This is a genomic window from Streptomyces sp. NBC_01622, from assembly GCF_045209635.1.
Classification (GTDB): domain Bacteria; phylum Actinomycetota; class Actinomycetes; order Streptomycetales; family Streptomycetaceae; genus Streptomyces.
This window is the reverse complement of the sequence record NZ_CP109293.1, coordinates 6607165-6633098: the sequence shown is the minus strand read 5'-3', so window position 1 is coordinate 6633098 and position 25934 is coordinate 6607165. Positions and strand designations below refer to the sequence as shown.

The window sequence follows — 25934 nt, the reverse complement described above, 5'->3', positions numbered from 1 at the left end:
CCCTCAGAGCTTCATCAGGCTGGCGTCGTCGACCGAGGCCGAGTGGCGGGAACGGAACAGCGACACGATGATCGCGAGCCCGACCACGACCTCCGCGGCGGCGACGACCATCGTGAAGAAGGCGATGACCTGACCGTCGAGGTTGCCGTGCATCCGGGAGAAGGTGACGAACGCGAGGTTGCAGGCGTTGAGCATCAGCTCGACGCACATGAAGACGACGATCGCGTTCCGCCTGATCAGGACGCCGGTGGCGCCGATCGTGAACAACAGGGCGGAGAGATAGAGGTAGTTGACGGGGTTCACTTCGACGCCTCCTCGGTCCGCTTGAGGTTCGTCGGCGCGATCTCGGTGCGCTCCAGACGCTCCTCGGCACGCTGCTCCAGGGCCCGCAGATCGCCCAGCGCCTCGCTGGACACGTCACGGATCTGACCGCGATCACGGAGCGTCTTGCTGACCGTGAGCTCGGACGGGGTGCCGTCGGGCAGCATGCCCTGGACGTCCACCGCGTTGTGCCGGGCGTAGACACCGGGGGCCGGGAGCGGCGGGACGTGCTTGCCCTCGCGGACGCGCTGTTCGGACAGCTCGCGCTGGGTCTTGGGCCGCTCGGTGCGCTCGCGGTGCGTGAGCACCATGGCGCCGACGGCTGCCGTGATCAGCAGGGCGCCGGTGATTTCGAACGCGAAGACGTACTTGGTGAAGATCAGGGCGGCCAGGCCCTGCACGTTGCCGTTCGCGTTGGCCGTGCTCAGGCCGTCGAACTGGTTGAGGGAGGCGTTGCCGATGCCCGCGACCAGCAGGATGCCGAAGCCGAGCCCGCAGAGAAGGGCCAGCCAGCGCTGGCCCTTGATGGTCTCCGTCAGGGAGTCGGCGGCCGTGACGCCGACCAGCATCACCACGAAGAGGAACAGCATCATGATCGCGCCGGTGTAGACGATGATCTGGACGACGCCCAGGAAGTAGGCGCCGTTGGCGAGGTAGAACACCGCCAGGATGATCATGGTCCCGGCGAGGGAGAGGGCGCTGTGCACGGCCCTCTTCATGAGGATGGTGGACAGGGCGCCGATCACCGCGACCGTGCCGAGGACCCAGAACTGGAAGGCCTCGCCGGTGGAGGTGGAGTAGGCGGCGGCGAGCTGGGGGCTCATGCTTCCACCCCCTCTTCCTTGGGCTTCTCGCCCTTGGAGACGGCGACTTGGGGCACCGTGCCGGGTGCGGCCTCCGTCACCAGGCCCCGGTAGTAGTCCTGTTCGTCCATCCCCGGGTAGATGGCGTGCGGGCTGTCGACCATGGTGTCGTCGAGGCCTGCCAGCAGCTGTTCCTTGGTGTAGATGAGGTTGGCGCGGCTGCTGTCGGCCAGCTCGAACTCGTTGGTCATCGTCAACGCGCGCGTGGGGCAGGCCTCGATGCACAGGCCGCACAGGATGCAGCGGGCGTAGTTGATCTGGTAGACGCGGCCGTACCGCTCGCCCGGCGAGTAGCGCTCCTCGTCGGTGTTGTCGGCGCCCTCCACATAGATGGCGTCGGCGGGGCAGGCCCAGGCGCACAGCTCGCAGCCGACGCACTTCTCCAGGCCGTCCGGATGGCGGTTGAGCTGGTGCCGTCCGTGGAACCGGGGGGCTGTGGTCTTCTGCTGCTCCGGGTACTGCTCGGTCAGCCGCTTCTTGAACATGGCCTTGAAGGTCACGCCGAAGCCGGCCACGGGGTTCTGGAAACCGGGTTTGGTCTCCTTGGGCTCCTCAGCCATCGGACGCCTCCTTTCCATCCAGAGATCCGTCACTGCCAGTATCCGAGCCGCCACTGACAATCAGCTCCCGCTCGCGTCGCGAGGGGCGCCGAGGCACCGGCGGCAACTCCTGTCCCGGCAGCGGCGGTACGGGGAATCCGCCCGCCATCGCGTCGAACCCGGCGGGTTCCTCGGCCAGTTGCGCGTCCTCCTTGGCCTTCTGGCGGAACATGTCCGCGATGAAGGACAGCAACAGCAGGGCGAGCACACCGCCGACGATGTAGAGGGTGATGTCGGCGAAGTCGTAGTTCTGGTTCCTGAGGGTCCGTACGGTCGCGACGAGCATCAGCCAGACCACGGAGACCGGGATGAGGACCTTCCAGCCGAGCTTCATCAACTGGTCGTAACGCACGCGCGGGAGGGTGCCGCGCAGCCAGATGAAGAAGAACAGCAGCAGCTGGACCTTGACGACGAACCAGAGCATCGGCCACCAGCCGTGGTTCGCGCCCTCCCAGAAGGAGCTGATCGGCCACGGGGCCCGCCAGCCGCCCAGGAAGAGCGTGGTCGACACCGCGGAGACCGTCACCATGTTCACGTACTCGGCGAGCATGAAGAGCGCGAACTTGATGGACGAGTACTCGGTGTTGAAGCCGCCGACCAGGTCGCCCTCGGACTCCGGCATGTCGAAGGGGGCGCGGTTGGTCTCGCCGACCATCGTGATGACGTAGATGATGAAGGAGACCGGCAGCAGGAGGATGTACCAGCGGTCGTGCTGTTGTTCAACGATCGTCGACGTGGACATCGACCCGGAGTAGAGGAACACCGAGGCGAACGCGGCACCCATGGCGATCTCGTAGGAGATCATCTGCGCGCAGGAGCGGAGGCCGCCCAGGAGCGGGTAGGTGGAGCCGGAGCTCCAGCCCGCGAGGACGATGCCGTAGATGCCGACCGAGGCGACCGCGAGGATGTAGAGCATCGCGATCGGGAGGTCGGTGAGCTGCATCGTGGTGCGGTGGCCGAAGATCGACACCTCGTTGTCGGCCGGTCCGAAGGGGATGACCGCGATCGCCATGAAGGCCGGGATGGCCGCGACGACCGGCGCCAGGACGTAGACCACCTTGTCGGCGCGCTTGACGATGAGGTCTTCCTTGAGCATCAGCTTCACGCCGTCGGCGAGCGACTGGAGCATGCCCCAGGGGCCGTGCCGGTTGGGGCCGATGCGCAGCTGCATCCAGGCGACGACCTTGCGTTCCCAGACGATCGAGAACAGCACGGTGATCATCAGGAAGGCGAAGCAGAACACCGCCTTGACGACGACCAGCCACCAGGGGTCGCGGCCGAACATCGAGAGGTCTTCCGCGGCGAGGTACAGATTGCTCATGCCTCCACCTCCTTGGGGGCCTCGCCCGCGAGCGTGGCCGGGCCGATGCGGACGAGTGCGCCGGGCAGCGCCCCGGTGTCGGAGGCGACGCCCCCGCCGGTGGAGTTCAGCGGGAGCCAGACCACGCGGTCGGGCATCTCCGTGATCAACAGCGGGAGTTCGACTGTTCCGGAGGCGCCGGTCACGGCGAGGGTGTCGCCGTCCTTGACGCCCGCCTCGGCGGCGGTGGCGGCCGACACGCGCGCGTGGGCGGCGTGCCGGGTGCCGGCGAGCGCGTCGTCACCCTCCTGGAGGGCGCCCTGGTCGAGCAGCAGCCGGTGCCCGGCGAGCACGGCCTCCCCGGCGGCGGGCCGGGGCAGCACGCCCGCGGTCTCCAGCGGTTCGGTGGCCCGCGGTCCGTCCCAGGCACCGAGCCGGTCCAACTCCGCGCGCGCGGTGCGCAGATCGGGCAGTCCCAGGTGTACGTCCATGGCGTCGGCCAGCATGTGCAGGACCCGCGCGTCGGTGGGAGCGAGGGTGCGGGGCATCTGGTCGGGCTTGAGCGCGGCGTCGAAGAAGCGCACCCTGCCTTCCCAGTTGAGGAAGGCACCCGCCTTCTCGGCGACCGCCGCGACCGGAAGGACGACATCGGCGTGTTCGGTGATCTCACTGGGCCGCAGTTCGAGCGAGACCACGAAGCCGACTTCGTCGAGTGCCGCACGCGTGCGTGCCGGGTCGGGCAGGTCACCCGGCTCGACACCGGCGACGAGCAGCGCCCGCAGCTCACCACCGGCGGCGGCCTCGACGATCTGGCCGGCGTCGCGGCCGTAGCGGTGTGGGAGTTCGGCGACACCCCAGGCGGCGGCGACCTCCTCACGCGCGCGTGGATCGGTCGCCGGACGCCCGCCCGGCAGCAGCGACGGCAACGCCCCCGCCTCGATCGCGCCGCGCTCCCCGGCCCGGCGCGGAATCCACACCAGCCCGGCACCGGTCGCGGACGCGGCCCGTACGGCGGCGGTGAGGCCCCCGGCGACGGCGGCCAGCCGCTCGCCGACGACGATCACCGCGCCCTCGGTGCGCAGCGCCTCGGAGGCGCGGGCTCCGTCATCCTCCAGACCGACCCCGCTGGCGAGCGCGTCCAGCCATTCGGTCTCGGTGCCGGGAGCGGCCGGCAGCAGAATGCCGCCCGCCTTCTCCAGCCCGCGCGTGGCGAACGTGGCCAGCGAGAACACCCGCTGCCCGTGCGTGCGCGAGGCCTTGCGCAGCCGCAGGAAGACGCCGGGCGCCTCCTCCTCGGACTCGAACCCGACCAGCAGTACGGCGGGCGCCTTCTCCAGGGAGGTGTACGTGACGCCGTTGCCGTCGAGGTCCCGGCCGCGGCCCGCGACCCGGGCGGCCAGGAAGTCGGCCTCCTCGCTGCTGTGGACGCGCGCGCGGAAGTCGATGTCGTTCGTGTCGAGCGCCACGCGCGCGAACTTGCTGTACGCGTAGGCGTCCTCGATGGTGAGCCGGCCACCGGTCAGGACACCGGTGCGGCCCCGTGAGGCGAGCAGTCCCTGCGCGGCGATCTGCAGCGCCTCCGGCCAGGAGGCAGGGACGAGTTCGCCCTCGGGGTTGCGGATCAGCGGCGTCTCCAGCCGGTCGCGCTGCTGCGCGTACCGGAAGGCGAAGCGCCCCTTGTCGCAGATCCACTCCTCGTTGACCTCGGGGTCGACGGCCGCCAGGCGCCGCATGACCTTGCCGCGCCGGTGGTCGGTGCGGGTCGCGCAGCCCCCGGAGCAGTGCTCGCACACGGAGGGCGTGGAGACCAGGTCGAAGGGGCGGGAGCGGAATCGGTACGCCGCCGAGGTCAGCGCGCCCACCGGGCAGATCTGGATGGTGTTCCCGGAGAAGTACGACTCGAAGGGATCACCTTCACCGGTGCCGACCTGCTGCAGCGCGCCGCGCTCCAGCAGCTCGATCATCGGGTCGCCCGCGATCTGGTTGGAGAAGCGGGTGCAGCGGGCGCACAGCACGCACCGCTCGCGGTCGAGCAGTACCTGGGTGGAGATCGGGACGGGCTTCTCGTAGGTCCGCTTCCTGCCCTCGAAGCGGGACTCCGCCTGACCGTGCGACATCGCCTGGTTCTGCAGGGGGCACTCGCCACCCTTGTCGCAGACCGGGCAGTCCAGCGGGTGGTTGATGAGGAGCAGCTCCATCACACCGCGCTGGGCCTTCTCGGCCACGGGCGAACTGAGCTGGGTCTTGACGACCATGCCGTCCGTGCACGTGATCGTGCAGGACGCCATCGGTTTGCGCTGACCCTCGACCTCGACGATGCATTGACGGCAGGCGCCGACCGGGTCGAGGAGAGGGTGGTCGCAGAACCGGGGGATCTCGATGCCGAGTTGCTCGGCGGCGCGGATGACCAGGGTGCCCTTGGGCACACTGATCTCGGCGCCGTCGATCTTCAGCGAGACGAGATCTTCCGGCGGGACCGCCGCCTCTCCCCCACCCGAGGGAGCGCTCGTGGTCACCGTCATGCGTTCACCTCCGTGCGGTCGGCCCAGGCCGTGGACTTGGCCGGGTCGAAGGGGCAGCCCCGGCCCGTGATGTGCTGCTCGTACTCCTCACGGAAGTACTTGAGCGAGGAGAAGATCGGCGAGGCGGCGCCGTCGCCGAGGGCGCAGAAGGACTTGCCGTTGATGTTGTCGGCGATGTCGTTCAGCTTGTCGAGGTCGGACATCGCGCCCTTGCCGGCCTCGATGTCGCGCAGCAACTGCACGAGCCAGTACGTCCCTTCGCGGCACGGTGTGCACTTGCCGCAGGACTCGTGGGCGTAGAACTCGGTCCAGCGGGTGACGGCACGCACGACGCAGGTCGTCTCGTCGAAACACTGCAGAGCTTTTGTGCCGAGCATGGAACCCGCGGCACCCACTCCTTCGTAATCAAGAGGGACGTCGAGGTGCTCGTCGGTGAACATCGGCGTGGAGGACCCGCCCGGCGTCCAGAACTTGAGGCGGTGCCCGGCGCGCATCCCGCCGCTCATGTCGAGCAGTTGGCGGAGTGTGATGCCGAGCGGCGCCTCGTACTGACCGGGACTGGTGACATGGCCGCTGAGCGAGTAGAGCGTGAAGCCCGGAGACTTCTCGCTGCCCATCGACCTGAACCATTCCTTGCCTTTTTGCAGAATCGCGGGAACTGACGCGATCGACTCGACGTTATTCACCACAGTCGGGCACGCATAGAGGCCCGCGACCGCAGGGAAAGGGGGACGGAGCCGCGGTTGACCACGGCGGCCTTCGAGCGAGTCGAGCAGTGCGGTCTCCTCACCGCAGATGTACGCGCCCGCACCCGCGTGCACGGTGAGCTGCAGGTCCAGGCCACTGCCCAGGATGTTCTCGCCGAGGTAGCCCGCCGCGTAGGCCTCTCGTACGGCCTCGTGCAACCGCCGCAATACGGGGACGACTTCACCACGCAGATAGATGAAGGCATGCGAAGACCTGATGGCGTAACACGCGATGACAATGCCCTCGATGAGGCTGTGCGGGTTCGCGAAGAGGAGCGGGATGTCCTTACAGGTTCCGGGCTCCGACTCGTCGGCGTTGACAACTAGATAGTGTGGTTTTCCATCCCCTTGGGGAATGAATTGCCATTTCATTCCGGTGGGGAAGCCGGCGCCACCGCGACCGCGCAGACCGGAGTCCTTCACATACGCGATGAGGTCGTCCGGCGACATGGCGAGCGCCTTGCGGAGCCCCTCGTATCCCTCGTGCCTTCGGTACGTGTCCAGAGTCCAGGACTCGTCCTCGTCCCAGAAGGCCGACAGCACGGGTGCGAGCAGCTTCCCGGGACTGTGGTCTTTCAGTTCGGGTGCCAAGGTCATCACTCCCCCTCCTCGGCGACAGGCCCCGCCGGGTGGGCGGGGTCGGAGGCCGACGTGTCCTGCGGCGCATCGTGCGAACTGAGGTGCTCGGCCGTCGACTGGTCCTGCGGCGCTCCGGAGCCGCGCGGATGGACCACGCGCGCGGGTGCGGTCTCTCCCCTGGCCAGGCGGAGGCCCACCAGCGACGCGGGTCCCGCACCGCCGCTCGCCTCGACGGCCCCGGGCCGCTCGTCGGGGAAGCCGGCGAGGATCCGCGCGGTCTCCTTGAAGGTGCACATCGGCGCCCCGCGCGTGGGCTCCACGGGTGCGCCCGTACGCAGGTCGTCGACGAGGCGCCGGGCGCTGGCGGGGGTCTGGTTGTCGAAGAACTCCCAGTTGACCATCACCACCGGCGCGAAGTCGCAGGCCGCGTTGCACTCGATGTGCTCCAGGGTGACCTTGCCGTCGTCGGTGGTCTCACCGTTGCCGACGCCCAGGTGTTCCTGGAGGGACTCGAAGATCGCGTCGCCGCCCATCACCGCGCACAGCGTGTTGGTGCAGACCCCGACCTGGTAGTCGCCGCTCGGCCGGCGCCGGTACATCGTGTAGAAGGTCGCGACGGCCGCGACCTCTGCCGTCGTCAGCTCCAGCAGATCCGCGCAGAACTGCTGCCCCGTGCGCGTGACATGGCCTTCCTCCGCCTGCACGAGATGCAGCAACGGCAGGAGGGCCGAGCGGGAGTCCGGGTAGCGGGCGATGATCTCCCGTCCGTCGGCCTCCAGCCGGGCCCGGACGTCGTCCGGGTAAGCGGGCGCGGGCAGTTGGGGCATGCCCAGGCTGACGCCCTGCTCCGAAGAACTGGTGGTCACCGGTCGACGCCTCCCATCACGGGGTCGATGGACGCGACGGCGACGATGACGTCGGCGACCTGGCCGCCCTCGCACATCGCCGCCATGGCCTGAAGGTTGGTGAAGGACGGGTCCCTGAAGTGGACCCGGTAGGGGCGGGTGCCTCCGTCGGAAACGACGTGCACCCCGAGTTCGCCCTTGGGCGACTCGACCGCCGCGTACGCCTGTCCCGGCGGTACGCGGAAGCCCTCGGTCACCAGCTTGAAGTGGTGGATCAGGGCCTCCATGGAGGTGCCCATGATCTTCTTGATGTGGTCGAGCGAGTTACCCAACCCGTCTGGCCCGAGCGCGAGTTGGGCGGGCCAGGCGATCTTCTTGTCGGCGACCATGACCGGCCCGGGCTGCAGCCGGTCCAGACATTGCTCGACGATCCTCAGCGACTGGCGCATCTCCTCAAGGCGGATGAGGAAGCGGCCGTAGGAGTCGCACGTGTCGGCGGTCGGGATGTCGAACTCGTACGTCTCGTAGTCGCAGTACGGCTGAGCCTTGCGCAGGTCGTGCGGCAGACCGGTGGAGCGCAGGATCGGGCCGGTGGCGCCGAGAGCCATGCAGCCGGCCAGGTCGAGGTAACCGACGTCCTGCATACGGGCCTTGAAGATGGGGTTCCCGGTGGCGAGCTTGTCGTACTCCGGGAGGTTCTTCTTCATCTTCTTCACGAACTCGCGGATCTGGTCCACCGCGCCGGGCGGCAGGTCCTGGGCGAGTCCGCCGGGGCGGATGTACGCGTGGTTCATCCGCAGGCCCGTGATGAGCTCGTAGATGTCGAGAATCATTTCACGATCACGGAATCCGTAGATCATGATCGTGGTGGCGCCGAGCTCCATACCGCCGGTGGCGATGCACACCAGGTGGGAGGACATCCGGTTCAGCTCCATCAGGAGCACCCGGATGATCTTCGCCCGCTCGGTGATCTGGTCCTCGACACCGAGGAGTTTCTCGACGGCGAGACAGTAGGCGGTCTCGTTGAAGAAGGACGTCAGATAGTCCATGCGCGTCACGAACGTGGTGCCCTGCGTCCACGTGCGGTACTCGAGGTTCTTCTCGATGCCGGTGTGCAGGTAGCCGATGCCGCAGCGGGCCTCGGTGACCGTCTCGCCGTCGATCTCCAGGATCAGACGGAGCACACCGTGGGTGGAGGGGTGCTGGGGCCCCATGTTGACGACGATGCGCTCGTCGTCGGCCCGGGCCGCGGACTGGACGACCTCGTCCCAGTCGCCACCGGTGACCGTATATACGGTGCCCTCGGTGGTTTCCCGGGCGGATGCTGACTGCGTGCTCACGAGTACGACCTCCGCTGGTCCGGAGCCGGGATCTGGGCGCCCTTGTACTCGACGGCGATGCCGCCGAGGGGGTAGTCCTTGCGCTGCGGGTGGCCCGGCCAGTCGTCCGGCATCATGATCCGCGTCAGGGCCGGATGACCGTCGAAGACGATGCCGAAGAAGTCGTAGGTCTCGCGCTCGTGCCAGTCGTTGGTCGGATAGACGGAGACCAGTGACGGGATGTGCGGATCGCTGTCCGGGGCGCTGACTTCGAGGCGGATCAGCCGGTTGTGGGTGATCGAGCGCAGGTGGTAGACGGCGTGCAGCTCGCGGCCCTTGTCATGCAGGTAGTGGACCGCGCTCACGCCCGTGCAGAGCTCGAAGCGCAGGGCCGGGTCGTCACGCAGGGTCTGGGCGACGCGGAGCAGGTGCTCGCGCTCGATGTGGAAGGTGAGTTCGCCGCGGTCGACGATCGTCTTCTCGATCGCGTTGTCGGGCAGCAGTCCCTGTTCCTCCAGGGCGCCTTCCAGTTCGTCGGCGACCTCGTCGAACCAGCCGCCATAGGGCCGGCTCGCGGCTCCCGGCAGGCGGACCGAGCGGACCAGGCCGCCGTAACCGGAGGTGTCGCCACCGTTGTTGGCGCCGAACATGCCGCGCTGGACGCGGATCTCCTCACCACCGTCGCCGCGCTGGCCGGGGAGGTTGGAGGCACTCAGATCCTTCTCCGGGTTGGCTCCGTTGGTGCCGTTCGCGTCACTCACCGCAGCAGGCCCTTCATCTCGATGGTGGGCAGTGCCTTGAGCGCCGCCTCCTCCGCCTCGCGGGCCGCCTCCTCGGCGTTCACGCCGAGCTTGGAGGACTGGATCTTCTGGTGGAGCTTGAGGATCGCGTCGATCAGCATCTCGGGCCGTGGCGGGCAGCCCGGGAGATAGATGTCGACCGGGACGATGTGGTCGACGCCCTGCACGATCGCGTAGTTGTTGAACATGCCGCCCGACGAGGCGCAGACCCCCATGGAGATCACCCACTTGGGGTTCGGCATCTGGTCGTAGACCTGCCGCAGCACCGGCGCCATCTTCTGGCTGACCCGGCCCGCGACGATCATCAGGTCCGCCTGGCGCGGAGAGCCGCGGAAGACTTCCATGCCGAAGCGCGCCAGGTCGTACCGTCCGGCGCCGGTCGTCATCATCTCGATGGCGCAGCAGGCGAGGCCGAACGTGGCCGGGAAGACGGACGCCTTGCGCACCCAGCCCGCGGCCTGCTCGACGGTGGTGAGCAGAAAGCCGCTCGGCAGCTTTTCTTCGAGTCCCATGAGTTAAAGGCCCCTCAGTCCCATTCCAGGCCGCCGCGCCGCCATACGTACGCGTACGCGACGAAGACGGTGAGCACGAAGAGCAGCATCTCCACGAGCCCGAAAACACCCAGGGCGTCGAAGGTGACGGCCCAGGGGTAGAGGAAGACGATCTCGATGTCGAAGACGATGAAGAGCATCGCCGTCAGGTAGTACTTGATGGGGAAGCGCCCGCCGCCGGCCGGCGTGGGGGTCGGCTCGATGCCGCACTCGTACGCTTCGAGCTTGGCCCGGTTGTACCGCTTCGGACCGATCAGCGTGGCCATGACCACGGAGAAGATCGCAAAGCCTGCCCCGAGGGCTCCCAGTACGAGGATGGGCGCATACGCGTTCACCGCTCCTCGCTCCTCTCAGTCGGCACTGACTGCTGGCGATGGCGTCGGACTCACACCCACCTCACACACTCGGCAACTCCCGCCCGTCCCGGCGAAGATCGCGAACATGTGAAGCAGGTCACAAGCCCAACCGCTTCGCATCTTATGCCCGTCGCTCTGTGATCTGCGACACGGGGTATTACACAAGCTTTGTGATCTCCACCACCCGGCGAAGGATCATCACGTCGAGTGAGCAGCGATCTTCACACGTGAAGCGCCCATGCGATCACCAGACGTGACATATGCGCTCGTCACCGCAGGCCGAGAGCGGCGTCTCAATATCAAGAGACTTCCCTTGCATGCAAATTGGAGTTGGACGCGACGGCTTGATAGTGGGAGCCCGTTCACACGTCGGAAGGAGTCGGGCGGCACGGTGTGGACGCGTGCACGCGTTCACGAAGTCGACCGCTCGCGATACCCACGCGAGACGCGAGCATTCCGGTAACCGTTCCGTGACCTGCACCACACTCATGAGAGGTGCATGAGAACCGGGCTTGGCCACCTGTCCCAACCAGTGGTAGGCGGCGGGCAATTCGGGCGTAACGATGAAAGACCGTGATCACCGGCCTGATCGCCCAGGTCCGCAATGTCCGTTACGGCGTCAATAAGGAACGACACACCCGAAGTTCGTAGTGCCCGTTGAACAATTGTGGCGCAGCACACGTTTCTTGAAGGTATGGAGGAGCCCCTGATACCGGTTGGTCTCATGTCCCACACCGCTCACATACGCAGCCACCGGAAACCCCGCCGCAGCGCGACGACGAACATCGCCGTGCGTGCCGGAGTTGCCGGTGGCGTTCTCAGCATGGCGGCGGCGGGCGCGGCCTCGGCCAACGCGGCCGAGACGACGCAGACCCTGCAACTGCCCACCCTGACGGCCGATCTGTCCAGCCAGGTCGCACAGTCCGCCGAAGCCACCCAGCAGGCCGCGGCGAACTACCAGCTGCGCGCCGAGCGCGACGCGGCCGCCGCAAACGCCGCGAAGCAGGCGAAGGCGGACCTGGCGGACGCCAAGAAGAAGGCGGAGGCGAAGAAGAAGGCCCAGGAGGACGCCCGTAAGGCCGCTGCGGAGCGCGCCACGTCGCGGAGCACCGAGCGGACCACCCTGGCCGCTTCCACGGGCACCAGCACCTCCACGGGCTCGTCCACGGCCACGGGTTCGGCCGCGGCCGTCGTGGCCTTCGTGAAGGCGCAGATCGGCAAGTCCTACGTCCTGGGCGCCACCGGCCCCAGCGCCTACGACTGCTCCGGGCTCGTCGGTGCCGCCTTCAAGCAGGTCGGCATCAGCCTGCCGCGTGTCTCTCAGGACCAGTCGACCGCCGGTACTCAGGTATCCCTGAGCAACCTTCAGGCCGGCGACATCCTGTACTGGGGCAGCGCGGGCAGTGCGTACCACGTCGCGGTGTATGTGGGCGACGGCATGTTCGTCGGCGCGCAGAACCCCTCCACCGGCATCGTGGAGCGGCCGCTGTCCTACGACCCGCCGACCGGCGCGGTGCGGGTGCTCTGAGCCCGCGCACGACGCCGTGAGCATGGGACCGTTGCCTCGGGGGCAGCGGTCCCCTCGGCGTACCCCCACCGGGCTCTTTGGGCACACCCGGCGTTCCCTCTACCGGAGTTCGCGGCTCGCCTGAAAGGCTCTTCTCCCAAGGTTCTCAAGTTCGGCTGACCAGACAGCCGGACGCCAAACCCGAGGAGAGCAAGTCATGCCACGTGTCTTCGTCCAGGGAAGTCCCGTCGACTCCTACCCCCGCCCCGTGCCCGAGGCCGGGCGCGGTTCCGTGCGCCGTGTCACCGAGGTCGGCGAAGAGGTCCTGCACCGGCCGAGTCGGGACGTCACCGAGTTCGGGCCCGACCTCGCCGCACTCATCGACGACATGTTCCTCACCATGTACGTCGCCGACGGAGCCGGCCTCGCGGCCAATCAAGTGGGCGTGGATCTGCGCCTGTTCGTGTACGACTGCCCCGAAGACGATGGTGTCCGACATGTCGGACACATCGTCAACCCGGTGCTCGACCCGCTCGACCCGGCCGGGCGCCGGCTGCTCGACGAGGGCGAGGGGTGCCTGTCGGTGCCCGGTGCGGTGATGGACGTACCGCGTCCGGACCGGGCCGTGGTGCGCGGGCTCGACAAGGACGGCAACGCGCTGGTGATCGAAGGCACGGGGTACTTCGCGCGCTGCCTCGCCCGTGAGACCGACCACGTCAACGGCCGGGTCTATCTGGACCGGCTCTCCAAGCGGGACCGCAAGGAGGCGCTGCGGCAGGTGGCGGACCGGCGGGACGAGGTGTTCGCCCGCCGGTCCGCCAAGACGGCCGCGCTCAGCGACTGATCAGGCCTTCGGCGCCACCTTGCTCAGCCCGTTGATGATGCGGTCCATCGCGTCGCCGCCCGTGGGGTCGGTGAGGTTGGCCAGCATCTTCAGGGTGAACTTCATCAGCAGGGGGTGCGTCAGGCCGCGCTGGGCCGCGATCTTCATGACCTTCGGGTTGCCGATGAGCTTCACGAAGGCGCGGCCCAGCGTGTAGTAGCCGCCGTAGGTGTCCTTGAGGACCTGCGGGTAGCGGCGCAGGGCCAGTTCGCGGCTCGCGGGGGTGGGGCGGGCGTGGGCCTGGACGATGACGTCGGCGGCGATCTGGCCGGACTCCATGGCGTAGGCGATGCCCTCGCCGTTGAAGGGGTTCACCAGGCCGCCGGCGTCGCCGACCAGCAACAACCCCTTCGTGTAGTGGGGTTGGCGGTTGAAGGCCATGGGGAGGGCGGCGCCGCGGATCGGGCCGGTCATGTTTTCGGGGGTGTAGCCCCAGTCCTCGGGCATGGACGCGCACCAGGCCTTCAGCACCTCGCGCCAGTCCAACTCCTTGAAGGAGTCGGAGGTGTTGAGGACACCGAGGCCGACGTTCGAGGTGCCGTCGCCCATGCCGAAGATCCAGCCGTAGCCGGGCAGGAGGCGGTCCTCGGCGCCGCGGCGGTCCCACAGTTCCAGCCAGGACTCCAGGTAGTCGTCCTTGTGCCGGGGCGAGGTGAAGTAGGTGCGGACCGCGACGCCCATCGGGCGGTCCTCGCGGCGGTGCAGGCCCATCGCGAGGGACAGGCGGGTGGAGTTGCCGTCGGCGGCGACCACCAGGGGCGCGTGGAAGGTGACTTCGCGTTTCTCCTCGCCGAGCTTGGCGTTGACGCCGGTGATGTGGCCGGTGCGCTCGTCGATGATCGGGGCGCCGACGTTGCAGCGCTCGTAGAGGCGGGCGCCCGCCTTCTGGGCGTTGCGGGCGAGCTGTTCGTCGAAGTCGTCGCGCTTGCGGACGAGGCCGTAGTCCGGGAAGGAGGCGAGTTCCGGCCAGTCCAGCTGGAGGCGGACGCCGCCACCGATGATGCGCAGGCCCTTGTTGCGCAGCCAGCCTGCCTCCTCGGAGATGTCGATGCCCATGGCCACGAGCTGCTTGGTGGCGCGCGGGGTGAGGCCGTCGCCGCAGACCTTCTCGCGCGGGAACTCGGTCTTCTCCAGGAGGAGGACGTCGAGTCCGGACTTGGCGAGGTGGTAGGCGGTGGCGGAGCCGGCTGGCCCCGCGCCGACGACGATCACATCGGCGGTGTTTTCGGAGAGGGGCTCGGTCACGGCGGGATCTCCCCAAGTTCGGAATCTGCGTGCCGACCGGCACTGGACATGGGCAGTCTATTCAGCGCCACTGATCACCAGGCTGAAGGGCTGCCCCCGTGAACCGAGCTCTCCCCGCAGTACGGCTGCGCGTCCCCACCGACGAGGACGCCGTCGCCTGGCACCGGGTCTTCGACCACCCGGACGTCATGGAGTTCCACGGCGGCAGGCCCGCGGAACTGTCCGTCTACGAGGAGCTCACCGCCCGCCAGCGCCGGCACGACGCGGAGCGCGGTTTCTGTCTGTGGACCATGCTCGACGACTCCGGCCGGGTCATCGGCTTCACCGGTGCCCAGCCGTGGCCGCAGGACTGGGGGCCGAAGGGCGAGATCGAGATCGGCTGGCGGCTGGGGCGGGAGTTCTGGGGCCGGGGGTACGCCACGGCGGCGGCGGAGATGACCGTGGAGCGGGTGCGCGCAGCGGGTGTGCCGAGCGTGGTGGCGATGGTGCTGGCCCGCAACACCCGGTCGATCGCGGTGACCCGGCGGCTGGGGATGAGCCTCGCCGAGGTGTTCACCACGCCCTCGCGCGCGGAGGAGGGACACTGCTACCGGCTCGTACTGTAACTGAAAGTAACCAACAGCTACAGAACGACACTTGACGCTTCCGGTCGGCACCGGACCGGGGTTACCCTTCCGGTACCGCTGGGGGTGACATCTGTGCGCTTAACGCCCAAAACACCTGAAGTGCGCGTACCGCGGCTCGTCGGCCTGATGGCCGTGGACGCGCGCGAGACAGCCCAGGCTCGCGGCCTGTTCATCAACGCGCCGGACCGGCCCGACTTCCATCTCGCCGTCGTCGACTACGTCGTACGGCAGTACCCGCAGCCCGATGCCGAGGTGCCGCGGGACTCCATGGTCTACGTGTGGTTCGACTTCGGTGAGGGGGACGGCGGGGGCGGTATGCGCGAGCCGCGGATACCGCGGCCGCCGAGCGGCGGGATGCAGCGCGAGCTGGACGAGCCGCCGGGTGACGCGTTCTTCGCGACGGTGATCAGCTAGCGGGGCCCACGCCGTCAGCAGCCCGGGGCGTTCTTGAAGCCGCGGTGCAGGGCGACGATTCCGCCGCTCAGGTTGCGGTAGGCGACCTTCGACCAGCCGGCCTTGCGCAGTCGCTCGGCCAGCGCGGGCTGGTCGGGCCAGGCGCGGATGGACTCGGCGAGGTAGACGTAGGCGTCGGGGTTCGAGGAGACGGCGCGGGCGACCGGGGGCAGCGCGCGCATCAGGTACTCGGTGTAGACCGTGCGGAAGGGCGCCCAGGTCGGGTGCGAGAACTCGCAGATCACCACCCGGCCGCCGGGCTTGGTCACGCGGTACAGCTCGCGCAGCGCGGTGTCCGTGTCCTGCACATTGCGCAGCCCGAAGGAGATCGTCACGGCGTCGAACGTGTCGTCCTTGAACGGCAGCCTGGTGGCGTCGCCGGCCGTGAGCGGCAGCCAGGGGTGGCGCTTCTTGCCGACCTGGAGCATGCCGAGGGAGAAGTCGCAGGGGACGACATAGGCGCCGCTCCGGGCGAAGGGCAGCGAGGACGTGGCCGTACCGGCGGCCAGGTCCAGGATCTTCTGCGCGGGGCGGGCGTCGACCGCCTTGGTGACCTCCTTGCGCCATCGGCGGTCCTGGCCGAGCGACAGCACGTCGTTGGTCAGGTCGTACCGTTCCGCCACGTCGTCGAACATCGAGGCGACTTCGTGCGGCTGCTTGTCCAGGGATGCGCGGGTCACGGGCCCATTGTGGCAGTACGGGCCGGACACCCCGAAGGCGCCCGGCCCATGAGCCCAGAGACTTCACGACGGCAGGAGTCTCGGTTTCTTCTTCGCCGCCACGTCCTCCACCCAGCCGCACAGCACGATGAAGACGGCGATGAGAATCCAGCCGATGCCGAACATGAACCACTGGCTCTCCAGCGGCAGCCACTTCTCGAAGGCGGGCACCTTCCAGAACTGGTCGGTCAGCGGCACCGCCAGCACGAGTGCGATCTCGTGCCAGAGATAGATCGTCACGGCCCGGGAGTTGAAGATCGTGACGACCCGGTCGAGCCGCTTGAAGCGGGTCAGCCAGGCGAAGTCGATGTTGAAGTAGGCCTTGGCCCACATCAGCAGCATGACGTAACCGGCGGACCAGTAGGTCTGGGCGAGCGGGTTCTCGTCCAGGTCGTAGGTACCGGCCTCGGCCTGGTGCGTGAAGGCGTACCAGCCGCCGAACACGATCGCGGCGACCGAAAGGGTCACCACCAGGAAGGGCTTCAGCTTCTGGAGCACACCGTCGCGGTGGGCGAAGCCGAGGATCCAGCAGAAGAGGTACGTCGACAGGTCCCACAGGGCGTTGCCAAAGCGGTTGTCCGGCCCGGCCCACACGTACTTGAGGACCACGATCGGCACCAGCGTCAGCAGCAGCACCGGGATCGGCGCCTTGCGGAAGATCCACAGCAGTGCCGGCGAGAGCAGCACGAACCAGAGGTAGGTCCGCAGGTACCAGAGGATCTCCCAGGCCTGAAGACCCCAGGCGTTGCCCGGCGGATCCCCGACCGGCACCACCCAGAAGATGATCTGCCAGCCCGGCATCCAGTCGTGGATCATCATCGCCACGACCACGAAGAAGCCCCAGAACCAGAACGGCGGCAGCAGCCTCCGCATCCGGCTCTTGACCACCTTGAACGCGGGCCGCTCCAGCGACTTCGCCATCAGCGTCCCGGCCAGCCCGAACATGATCCCCATGGAGGGGAACACCATCCCGCACCAGGCCCACCCGAAGGTGTGGTAGGTCACCACCCGGATCAGCGCGACGGCCCGCAGGGTGTCGAAGTACCGGTCACGGCCGACCGGTTTGGGCGCGGGCGCGGTCTCCTCGACCACCTCCTCGGCAACCGGCTCGGGCTCCGGCTCCAACTCCGGTTCTACGACGGGAAGAGGTGCCGTGGCGTACACCGGCGGCCCGTAGTCGACGTACTGCGGAGGCTGTTCCTGCTGTTGATACGGGTACGGCTGCTGCGGCTGGCCGTATCCGTCGTAGCCGTAAGGCTGTTGGGGGTATTGAGGTTGCTGGGGCTGGCCGTACCCGCCGTATCCCTGTTGCTGCTCCCAGGTCATCAGCTCGCCCCCGCCGGTGTGCCGACCTCGCCGGTGCGCTTGAGTTTCTGCCAGCGCAGCCGGCCGCCGGTCAGGGCGGTGATGCTGGAGTGGATGAGGACCAGGTACATCATCTGGCGGTAGGCCAGTTGCTGCAGCGGCATCATCAGCAGGTAGCGGTACTTCTCCCGGTCCAGCCTGAACGCGTAGGCCGCACACAGGAGTTGGATGCCGAGGACCGCGAACCACATCGCGAGGGACGCCCAGAAGTCGACGAAGATCATCGAGTAGACGGTGAAGACGTCGATCAGCGGGGCGAAGACCGGCGTGATGATCTGGAAGATGACCACCAGGGGCATGCCGACCCGGCCGAAGCGGCCCGAAGGACCCTTGTCCGTAAGGGACTTGCGGTGCTTCCACAGGGCCTGCATGGTGCCGTAGGACCAGCGGTAGCGCTGCGACCACAGCTGCTTCAGGGAGGCCGGGGCCTCGGTCCAGGCCCTGGCGTGCTCCTGGTACACGACCCGCCAGCCCTCGCGGTGCATGGCGATGGTGATGTCCGTGTCCTCGGCGAGGGTGTCCTCGCTCATACCGCCGACCTGCAGTACCGCGTCGCGGCGGAACGCGCCGATCGCGCCCGGGATGGTGGGCATGCAGCGCAGCAGGTCGTACATGCGGCGGTCGAGGTTGAAGCCCATCACGTACTCGATGTGCTGCCAGGCGCCGATGACCGTGTTGCGGTTGCCGACCTTGGCGTTGCCCGCGACCGCGCCGACCTCGGGGTCGGCGAAGGGCTGGACGAGCTGTCGTACGGTGTCGGGTTCGAAGACGGTGTCGCCGTCCATCATCACGACGATGTCGTAACTCGCGCTGCGCACACCGTTGTTGAGGGCGGCGGGCTTGCCCGCGTTCTCCTGGCGGATGACCCGGACGTTCGTCATGCCGAACGACCTGGCCGCCTCACGCGCGATCTCGGAGGTGCCGTCCGAGGAACCGTCGTCGACGACGATGACCTCGATCGGATGGGTGCTCTTCGCCAGCGACTCAAGGGTGTTGGCGATGCACTCCTTCTCGTTGTACGCCGGGACGATCACCGTCACCGGGCGGGTGACGGTCGGACCCCAGCTGAACCGGCGTTTGTTGCGCTGTCTGTAGTGGCGCCGGGCGAGGATCAGCATCATCCCGAACCGGCTCATCACGGCGACGCCGACAACGGTGAGGCCCGCCGCGAGTCCCGGCACCACCCACTCGGCGACCATGACGGCGTAGATGAGCGCCTTGCCCTCGTAGAGGGTCATGCCGGTCGCCTCGCGGTGGGCACCCTGCTGGATGGAGATCGTGCGGGTGCCGTTCTGGGTGCCGCCCGTGCCGCCGCCGACAGCCGAGCCGACCGTCTGGCCGCCGCCGGGGGTGGTGGTGCCGGGAGCTCCGGAAGGTGCCGCGGACGGCTGCGCGCCGGCCTCGACGGTGCCGGTGCTCGTCCCGGCGGCGGCACCCGTGCCCGCGCCCGCCCCCGTGCCGTTCGCCGCCCGCTCGGCGGAGGTGTTCTTGGCGATGGCGCCGCTCACGGTGGTGAACGTGTAGCCCTTCGCCTTCATCTTCTCGATGTACGTGGGCAGCGCCTTCATGGTCTGCGAGCGCACACCACCGGCGTCGTGGAAGAGCACCGAGGAACCCGAAGTCCCGGACGGCGTCGCCCACTTGATGATCTTCGCGACACCGGGCTGCTTCCAGTCGTCGCTGTCGGTGTCGACGAAGACGCTGGTGTAGCCGGAGGCGCCGAGCTTCTTGTAGACGGGGTAGCTGTAGTTGTCGATGGCGTCCGTCTCCGAGGAGTACGGCGCGCGGAACAGCGTCGTCGTGATGCCGGCCGCGCCCGCGAGCGCGAGCTGCGTCTGTTCCATCTCCCGCTTGATACGGGCGTCGCTCTGGTAGGACAAGTCGACGTGGGTGAAGGTGTGGATGCCCACCTCTTCGCCCTGCGCGACCATCTGCTTCACGATGCTCGGGTAGCGCGAGACCATCGAACCCACCAGGAAGAACGTGCCCGGCACGTCGTACTTCTTGAGGATCTTCAGGACCGTGGGCGTGTAGGTGGGGTTCGGGCCGTCGTCGAAGGTGAGGACGATCGTCTTCTTCGGGATGGTCTGGGTGACCGGCTTGCCGCCCCGGAAGGTCAGGATCGGGCCGCCGTTGAGCACCTTGTCGGGGACCTTGCTGGCGCTCGCGCCGTCCCGGACGCGCTGGTCGCCGCCGACTTCCGCGCGCAGGTAGCCGTCGAGCAGCATCACGCACGTGAGGCCGAGAAGAAGCAGCAGGGCGAGGATCACTCGGGGCCGTTGGAGCGCGGCGGCCTTGCCGGCCGCGCGCTCCATCCGAGTGGGGGCGCGTCGGCGCCCACGCGAGGGAGTCGTCGTAGTCATGGCTGCGGTGGCGCTCCGGTCAGTGTGCGGTGGCTGAGGAGGACGGGGCCGCACCCGTGGGGGCGCCCGAGGGGATGTCGGTCGGAGCGCCGGTCGGAACACCGGAGGGCGCTACGCCGCCTCTGCCGCCGTTGGGGCCGTAGCCACCGCCGGGAGCGGAACCGGCCTGGCCGCCGCCGAAGGGCAGCAGCGAGGAGGGGTTGAGCGAGATGCCCCAGCCCATGAACGCCATGCCGAGTACGAACGCGTACCCCAGGCAGACGGTGCCCATGAGGAGGCCGATCCGGCGCAGCACCTTTGACCGGCGGCCGGAGTTGTCAACGAACACGGGGCCTTCTGCGGCCCCGTTGCCGGCTTTGCGGCGGCGACCGCGCGCAGAGGCGTGGTTATCGATGGCGGACTCGGATTGCATTCCCCAGACATTAGGCCGCCTTTATGTGACCAAAACTCTGGTTCTCTTGTGAGCCCGCCAAGAAAAATGCCGCAACCTGTGCCTTTCCTTAGAGAACCCAGGAAATGCCTTATGAACGGCCGGTGTCGGTAGTGTCCTCAATCTTCCACTTCGTCGCCCGACTTGACCGATTCGAGCAACGGTACCCGTGGGTTTCCTATGTTTCCTCTGTCTTCGTAAGACACAGCCCCATGTGCTTCATTTAGGCTTCGGAAACCGACTCTGTTTCCATCCTGAGACAGAAATCACCGTCCCGAGACGGAAAGGGTGCATGCTCAATGAGGAGTTTCCTGAAACCGGCGGCCGGGCTCACCTGCTTGTTTGCCCTCGCGGTCACCGGCTGCTCCTCCAGTTCCGGTGACTCGTCGGATGCGGCACCCAAAGCGACGGAGAAGGGCAGTAGCACCCCCTCCGAAAGCGCCTCTTCGACGCCTTCGGAGTCTTCGTCGAGCACGTCCTACGCCCCGTACGTCAGCGTCACCACCGCCTCCGGCATGGACGGCACGGGGTCCCCGACGACGTACAACCTCGCCTTCGCGATCGCCTCCGGCAGCAGCTGCACGCCGAAGTGGAACGGTACGACCGCGATCGGCAACGCGGCCGTGAAGTCCAGGATCACGGCGCTCAAGACGTCCGGCGCCACTGTCCGGGTCTCCTTCGGCGGGGCCTCCGGGAAGGAGCTGGCGGAGACCTGCACGAGTGTGACCGCGCTCGCGAAGGCGTACGGCGAGGCGCTGGACGCGGCGGGTTCGACGCAGGCCGACTTCGACATCGAGGGCGACGCGCTCACCGACTCGGCGTCGGTCGCCCTGCGTTCCAAGGCGATAGCCGTGCTCCAGAAGGAACGCACCGACCTCAAGGTGTCCTTCACGCTGCCCGTGATGCCGTCCGGTCTCGACTCCGACAGCCTGGCGCTGCTGGAGTCCGCGAACGACAACGCGGTCGCCGTCTCCACGGTCAACATCATGACGATGAACTACGGCGAGTCGTACACCAAGGACATGGGCGACTACGCGATCACGTCTGCCACGGCCACGCACACCCAGTTGAAGAAGGTGTTCGGTATTTCGGACGCCGGGGCGTGGCAGGGGATGGCGCTCACCTCGATGATCGGGGTGAACGATGTGTCGGGGGAGACGTTTTCGCTGTCGGACGCCGCGCAGGTGCGGACGTTCGCCGAGGAGAAGGAGATCGCGTGGGTTTCCATGTGGTCGACATTTCGGGATCAGCAGTGTGAGAGCGGGAGTTCGAATGATGACGCTGCTACCGATTGCAGTGGGGTGACGCAGGGTTCGGGAGCGTTCGGGGAAGCGTTTGCCGGGTGACGGTTGGTTGTGGCTGGGCGCGCCCACGCGGCGGAGCCGCACAATGTCGCAGCCCCGCGCCCCTGAAAGAGCTGCGCCTAGCGGCGTCTGTGAACCAACCGCCCTGCACACACCGTTGCGATGCACTCGCCGGCCTCGTCGAAGACAGCGAGGTCGGCGCGGTCGGCTCGGTCGGCCGGAGTTGTGGGACCTGGGGCGGCGAGGATCACCACATCGTTCCGCTCCGCCGCCGCCCGGAGTTCGGGTGAGTCGACGTGTTCCGCCAGGACGGCGGTCGCCCCCGTCTTCAGTACGGCGTGGATCCGCTCCCGTGGGCTCGGGGCGTCCGGAAGCGGGCCCTCGTGGACGCGGGCCGGGCCCAGGACGCCCGGCCAGCTCCGCACCCGTGCGCCGGGAAAGCGGTCCTGGATCTCCGCCAGTGTCCCGACACCCGCGATCCGGGCGCCCTCGACGGCGACGGCCCCGCCCTCGTCCGCAGTGTGAATCGTCAGCACAGCAGCCCTAGTTGGCGGACAGGAGCTTCAACTCGGGGTGGGCCGTGCCGCCTTCGATCGCCGTGGACGAGATGTGGGACATGACCCGCTCGTCGACGGGGTCGTTCGCCGGGTCGTCGTGGACGACGATGTGCTCGTAGGTGGTGGTGCGCTGGGCCGGGACGCGGCCCGCCTTGCGGATCAGGTCGATGATCTCCAGGCGGTTGGAGCGGTGCTTGGCGCCGGCGCTGGAGACGACGTTCTCCTCCAGCATGATCGAGCCGAGGTCGTCCGCGCCGTAGTGCAGGGAGAGTTGGCCGACCTCCTTGCCGGTGGTGAGCCAACTGCCCTGGATGTGGGCGACGTTGTCCATGAAGAGGCGCGCGATGGCGATCATGCGCAGGTACTCGAAGAGCGTGGCCTGCGTGCGGCCCTTGAGGTGGTTGTTCTCGGGCTGGTAGGTGTACGGGATGAAGGCCCGGAAGCCGCCCGTCCGGTCCTGTACGTCACGGATCATCCGCAGGTGCTCGATGCGCTCGGCGTTGGTTTCGCCGGTGCCCATGAGCATGGTCGACGTGGACTCGACACCCAGGTTGTGCGCCGCCTCCATGATCTCCAGCCAGCGCTCGCCGGACTCCTTGAGCGGGGCGATCGCCTTGCGCGGGCGGGCGGGCAGCAGCTCCGCACCCGCGCCGGCGAAGGAGTCGAGACCGGCCGCGTGGATGCGCGAGATGGCCTCCTCGACGGAGACCTTCGAGATCCGGGCCATGTGCTCGACCTCGGACGCGCCGAGGGAGTGGATGACCAGCTGGGGGTACGCGGCCTTGATCGCGGCGAAGTGCTTCTCGTAGTACTCGACGCCGAAGTCCGGGTGGTGTCCGCCCTGGAACATGATCTGCGTGCCGCCCAGTTCGACGGTCTCCGCGCAGCGGCGCAGGATGTCGTCGAGGTCACGCGTCCAGCCCTTGGCGGTGTCCTTGGGCGCGGCGTAGAAGGCGCAGAACTTGCACGCCGTGACGCACACGTTCGTGTAGTTAATGTTCCGCTCGATGATGTACGTCGCGATGTGCTCCGTACCCGCGTACCGCCGCTTGCGTACGGCGTCGGCGGCGGCGCCGAGCGCGTGCAGCGGGGCGTCGCGGTAGAGGTCGAGCGCCTCTTCGGGGGTGATGCGCCCGCCCTCGGCGGCACGGTCGAGGACGGACTGAAGCTCGGCCTTCTCGGTCACCGGGAGGTCCCTTTCGTCAAGGGTTGCGGACGGACCTTGCCAGCCTACGCCAGCAGAATTCCCGAACCGACCTCAGGCCGTGTACGCCCCGACCAGCAGCCCGAGGAAGGCACCGGCGAGCAGAAACGGCCCGAACCGGACGCCGGTCCGCCCTCTCCCACCGGGGACAGCCCCGTACACAGCCCGCAGCAGAAACCCCGCGAACGCGCCCAGCATCAGCGTCGGCCACCCGTACCACCCGAGCACGGCCCCCGCCCCGACCGCGAGTTTCACCTCCCCGGCGCCGAGGCCACCGCCGCCGGGGTCGAGGCGGGACAGCCCGTAGTACCCGGCGCCGAGCGCGAGCGCCCCGAGCAGTGCGGTCGTCCAGTGACCGGCGTGCTCGGGCAGGAAACGCACGACACCGAGGAGGGCGAGGGCGACGCCCGTGACGGGGAGCGCCAGGTCGGTGACGGCGGGCAGGAGCGCGACCGGCGCGAGCAGCAGCCAGACCGCCAGCTCGGGCCTGATCCCGGTGGCGACGGCGAGGGCGACGCACACGAGGACCACGAGGAGCGCGGTACCGGCACCGCGCCGCCCGGCCCGCGCGACCACCGCGCCCGCACCGGCGCCCCACACCCCCGCGAGGGCGATGAGGACATGGTCGTAGTCCATGCGGCGGCTACTCGGCCTTGGACAGCCGTGCGGTCGGGGAGCCCTCGGCGGAGCTGTCCGACGTGTACTTGAGGTCGTCACCGACGGGGGTGAGGGTGACCGTGTGGGCATCCTGGTTGCACACGCTGCGGTTCGACTGCGCACCGGCGGCCGAGGCGACGAGTTGGGTCTTCGTCACCTGCTTCAGGGTCAGTATGTCGTCGCAGACGCCGCCGAGCTGGTCGGTCTGGCGGAGGATGCCCAACCGCTGCCCCACGCCCACCTTGGCGATCGTGATCCGGAAGCTCCCGTCGGGGAGCGTGCCGCCGAGGGCGGTGCCCTCGCCCTGCCAGGTGCCGAGGTAGGCGTCGGGGATGGACTGCAGCGGGGTGGGCACGGGTGAACTCGGCCCGCCGCTCGGCTCCTTGCTGGACGCGGTGCTCGCCGCGCCGCTCGGCTCAGGGCTGGATCCGTTGCCCGGCCCGCCGGTCGAGGTCGCGGTGGGGGCCGAGCCCGCGGAGTTGTCCGTGCCCTTGTCGCCCGGCTGGATCCAGTAAAGGAAGACCGGCACCAGGGTTGCCACCGCGAGCGCTCCGGCGACGGCCAGGGCCACCGTGCAACCGACCCTGCGCCCCCGCCCGTCCGCGCCCGGAGCCGTCGTGGCGGCGACGGACACGGAGAACTTCCCAGGCCGCTTGCCGGAGTCCGGCGGGACGGTGTCGTTCAGGGGCAGGCCGTCGTGCGGGGGCGCGTCGCGAGGCTCGGGCACAAAAGTGGGCGGCCCCACGGGCGACCCCACGGGCTGCTTCGGCATCACCGGCGCCGGCCCGAACGCCCCGGCCTCGGCGGTGCCGACCCCCGCCCCCACCGAGGGACTGCTGAACGCCACCGGCCCCGACGGCACTCCCTCGGCCACCCCCGCCGCCTCAAGATTCAGCAGCTGTACGGCACTTCGGCTGACCTGCTCGACCAGCGCCCCCGGCAGCCAGCCACCGGCGACCAGCCGCGCGGCCCCTTCCGGCGCGAGCCGCCCGGACACCTCGCCCGGACTCGGCCGCGAGGCGGGGTCCTTGGCGAGACAGGCCATGGCCAACTCCCGCAACTCGCCCCCCATGTCCCCCAGTTCGGGTTCCTCGTGGACGACCTTGTAGAGCAGCGCGGCCGAGGAGTCACCGGGGAAGGGCGACTCGCCGGTGGCCGCGTAGACCAGCACGGCCCCCAGAGAGAAGACATCCGACGCACCTGTCGCGCCCTTCCCGAGGATCTGCTCGGGGGCCATGTAACCGGGCGAGCCGACGGAGACGCCGGTGGAGGTGAGGGAAGCGGTGCCGTCCGTGGCGCGGGCGATCCCGAAGTCGATGAGGAGGGGGCCGTCGAGGGTGAGGAGCACGTTGGACGGTTTGACGTCCCGGTGCACGAGCCCCAGTTCGTGGACGGCCGTCAGCGCCTCGGCGAGCCCCGCGCCCAGGGCCCGTACGGAAGCGGTGGGCAGTGGCCCGCCGTCCGTGACGGCGGCGGAGAGCGACGGACCGGCCGCGTACGCCGTGGCGACCCACGGCACGGCGGCCTCCGGGTCCGCGTCCAGGACGGGCGCGGTCCAGGCGCCGCCCACCCGGCGCGCGGCGTCGACCTCGCGGCGGAAGCGGGCGCGGAACTCCTCGTCGAGCGCGAAGTGCGGATGCACGATCTTGACCGCGACCGTACGGCCGCCCGCGCTGCGCCCGAGATAGACCCGCCCCATCCCGCCGGAGCCGAGCCGTCCGAGCAGCCGGTAGGGCCCCACGACCGTGGGTTCGTCGCTGCCGAGCGGTTGCATGCCGTCCACCCCTCCCCCGTACGACTTCCAGCAGGGTAGTGCGCCG

25 protein-coding genes are annotated in these 25934 nt (G+C 68.6%); 5 read left to right on the top strand and 20 right to left on the bottom strand.

The window, feature by feature from the left end:
• Positions 1-3: 3 nt before the first annotated feature.
• Genes nuoK through OH768_RS30540 form a run of 11 tightly spaced genes read right to left on the bottom strand, consistent with a single transcriptional unit; the run spans position 4 to position 10780 of the window.
• Positions 4-303: an NADH-quinone oxidoreductase subunit NuoK gene (gene nuoK / locus OH768_RS30590; RefSeq protein ID WP_019074282.1), complete on the bottom strand. Its 300-nt coding sequence runs from the start codon at positions 301-303 to the stop codon at positions 4-6.
• Positions 300-1145 (bottom strand): NADH-quinone oxidoreductase subunit J, encoded by an 846-nt coding sequence (locus OH768_RS30585; protein ID WP_406458938.1) that lies wholly within the window; start codon positions 1143-1145, stop codon positions 300-302. Before OH768_RS30585 ends, nuoK begins: the two co-directional genes overlap by 4 nt.
• Positions 1142-1744 carry an NADH-quinone oxidoreductase subunit NuoI gene (gene nuoI, locus OH768_RS30580; RefSeq protein WP_406458936.1) on the bottom strand — a complete coding sequence of 201 codons (603 nt, stop codon included), beginning with the start codon at positions 1742-1744 and terminating at the stop codon, positions 1142-1144. The genes OH768_RS30585 and nuoI overlap by 4 nt, the downstream gene beginning before the upstream one ends.
• The gene (nuoH, locus tag OH768_RS30575) at positions 1737-3104 is read right to left on the bottom strand and encodes an NADH-quinone oxidoreductase subunit NuoH (protein WP_406458934.1); all 1368 of its coding nucleotides are present in this window, start codon (positions 3102-3104) and stop codon (positions 1737-1739) included. The genes nuoI and nuoH overlap by 8 nt, the downstream gene beginning before the upstream one ends.
• Positions 3101-5605, bottom strand: a complete 2505-nt coding sequence (locus OH768_RS30570; RefSeq protein ID WP_406458932.1) for an NADH-quinone oxidoreductase subunit G — start codon at positions 5603-5605, stop codon at positions 3101-3103. Before OH768_RS30570 ends, nuoH begins: the two co-directional genes overlap by 4 nt.
• Positions 5602-6948 (bottom strand): NADH-quinone oxidoreductase subunit NuoF, encoded by a 1347-nt coding sequence (nuoF, locus tag OH768_RS30565; protein ID WP_406458930.1) that lies wholly within the window; start codon positions 6946-6948, stop codon positions 5602-5604. The genes OH768_RS30570 and nuoF overlap by 4 nt, the downstream gene beginning before the upstream one ends.
• Positions 6948-7796 (bottom strand): NADH-quinone oxidoreductase subunit NuoE, encoded by an 849-nt coding sequence (gene nuoE / locus OH768_RS30560; protein WP_406458928.1) that lies wholly within the window; start codon positions 7794-7796, stop codon positions 6948-6950. Before nuoE ends, nuoF begins: the two co-directional genes overlap by 1 nt.
• Complete coding sequence (locus OH768_RS30555) at positions 7793-9115, bottom strand: NADH-quinone oxidoreductase subunit D (RefSeq protein WP_406458926.1); 1323 nt, start codon at positions 9113-9115, stop codon at positions 7793-7795. The genes nuoE and OH768_RS30555 overlap by 4 nt, the downstream gene beginning before the upstream one ends.
• The gene (locus tag OH768_RS30550) at positions 9112-9855 is read right to left on the bottom strand and encodes an NADH-quinone oxidoreductase subunit C (protein ID WP_406458924.1); all 744 of its coding nucleotides are present in this window, start codon (positions 9853-9855) and stop codon (positions 9112-9114) included. Before OH768_RS30550 ends, OH768_RS30555 begins: the two co-directional genes overlap by 4 nt.
• Complete coding sequence (locus OH768_RS30545) at positions 9852-10406, bottom strand: NADH-quinone oxidoreductase subunit B family protein (RefSeq protein ID WP_006382209.1); 555 nt, start codon at positions 10404-10406, stop codon at positions 9852-9854. Before OH768_RS30545 ends, OH768_RS30550 begins: the two co-directional genes overlap by 4 nt.
• Before the next feature lie 14 nt (positions 10407-10420).
• The gene (locus OH768_RS30540; protein ID WP_007383963.1) at positions 10421-10780 is read right to left on the bottom strand and encodes an NADH-quinone oxidoreductase subunit A; all 360 of its coding nucleotides are present in this window, start codon (positions 10778-10780) and stop codon (positions 10421-10423) included.
• A gap of 745 nt (positions 10781-11525) precedes the next feature.
• Between OH768_RS30540 and OH768_RS30535 the strand changes: the two genes are divergently transcribed.
• Both OH768_RS30535 and def read left to right on the top strand, forming a co-directional pair.
• On the top strand, positions 11526-12329 hold the full coding sequence (locus OH768_RS30535; RefSeq protein ID WP_406458921.1) for a C40 family peptidase: 804 nt from the start codon (positions 11526-11528) through the stop codon (positions 12327-12329).
• A 196-nt stretch (positions 12330-12525) separates the two neighbouring features.
• On the top strand, positions 12526-13152 hold the full coding sequence (gene def / locus OH768_RS30530; protein WP_406458919.1) for a peptide deformylase: 627 nt from the start codon (positions 12526-12528) through the stop codon (positions 13150-13152).
• Here the strand turns inward: def and OH768_RS30525 are convergent, their stop codons facing one another.
• On the bottom strand, positions 13153-14436 hold the full coding sequence (locus OH768_RS30525) for a geranylgeranyl reductase family protein (protein ID WP_400979569.1): 1284 nt from the start codon (positions 14434-14436) through the stop codon (positions 13153-13155). It abuts the gene before it with no gap.
• Positions 14437-14534: 98 nt separating this feature from the next.
• Here OH768_RS30525 and OH768_RS30520 point away from each other — a divergent pair, with 98 nt between their 5' ends.
• Positions 14535-15041 carry a GNAT family N-acetyltransferase gene (locus OH768_RS30520; protein WP_406458917.1) on the top strand — a complete coding sequence of 169 codons (507 nt, stop codon included), beginning with the start codon at positions 14535-14537 and terminating at the stop codon, positions 15039-15041.
• 120 nt (positions 15042-15161) lie between these two features.
• A complete protein-coding gene (locus OH768_RS30515; RefSeq protein WP_019074295.1) occupies positions 15162-15476 on the top strand; it encodes a PASTA domain-containing protein in 315 nt (104 codons plus the stop codon).
• Between the two features lie 14 nt (positions 15477-15490).
• Here the strand turns inward: OH768_RS30515 and OH768_RS30510 are convergent, their stop codons facing one another.
• From OH768_RS30510 to OH768_RS30495, 4 genes are all read right to left on the bottom strand, one after another.
• Complete coding sequence (locus OH768_RS30510) at positions 15491-16195, bottom strand: demethylmenaquinone methyltransferase (RefSeq protein WP_406458914.1); 705 nt, start codon at positions 16193-16195, stop codon at positions 15491-15493.
• A gap of 63 nt (positions 16196-16258) precedes the next feature.
• Complete coding sequence (locus OH768_RS30505; protein WP_406458912.1) at positions 16259-17560, bottom strand: acyltransferase; 1302 nt, start codon at positions 17558-17560, stop codon at positions 16259-16261.
• Positions 17560-19962: a bifunctional polysaccharide deacetylase/glycosyltransferase family 2 protein gene (locus OH768_RS30500; protein WP_406458910.1), complete on the bottom strand. Its 2403-nt coding sequence runs from the start codon at positions 19960-19962 to the stop codon at positions 17560-17562. The genes OH768_RS30505 and OH768_RS30500 overlap by 1 nt, the downstream gene beginning before the upstream one ends.
• A 19-nt stretch (positions 19963-19981) precedes the next feature.
• Positions 19982-20290 carry a hypothetical protein gene (locus OH768_RS30495; RefSeq protein ID WP_365308768.1) on the bottom strand — a complete coding sequence of 103 codons (309 nt, stop codon included), beginning with the start codon at positions 20288-20290 and terminating at the stop codon, positions 19982-19984.
• A 401-nt stretch (positions 20291-20691) separates the two neighbouring features.
• Between OH768_RS30495 and OH768_RS30490 the strand changes: the two genes are divergently transcribed.
• Positions 20692-21738 (top strand): chitinase, encoded by a 1047-nt coding sequence (locus OH768_RS30490; protein ID WP_406458908.1) that lies wholly within the window; start codon positions 20692-20694, stop codon positions 21736-21738.
• Between the two features lie 77 nt (positions 21739-21815).
• Here the strand turns inward: OH768_RS30490 and OH768_RS30485 are convergent, their stop codons facing one another.
• The 4 genes from OH768_RS30485 to OH768_RS30470 form a co-directional block, all read right to left on the bottom strand.
• Positions 21816-22232: an imidazolonepropionase-like domain-containing protein gene (locus OH768_RS30485; RefSeq protein ID WP_406458906.1), complete on the bottom strand. Its 417-nt coding sequence runs from the start codon at positions 22230-22232 to the stop codon at positions 21816-21818.
• Between the two features lie 7 nt (positions 22233-22239).
• Positions 22240-23439: a cyclic dehypoxanthinyl futalosine synthase gene (gene mqnC / locus OH768_RS30480; protein WP_362972868.1), complete on the bottom strand. Its 1200-nt coding sequence runs from the start codon at positions 23437-23439 to the stop codon at positions 22240-22242.
• 72 nt (positions 23440-23511) lie between these two features.
• A complete protein-coding gene (locus OH768_RS30475) occupies positions 23512-24093 on the bottom strand; it encodes a hypothetical protein (protein WP_406458904.1) in 582 nt (193 codons plus the stop codon).
• Between the two features lie 7 nt (positions 24094-24100).
• Complete coding sequence (locus OH768_RS30470) at positions 24101-25888, bottom strand: protein kinase domain-containing protein (RefSeq protein WP_406465509.1); 1788 nt, start codon at positions 25886-25888, stop codon at positions 24101-24103.
• Positions 25889-25934: the final 46 nt, after the last annotated feature.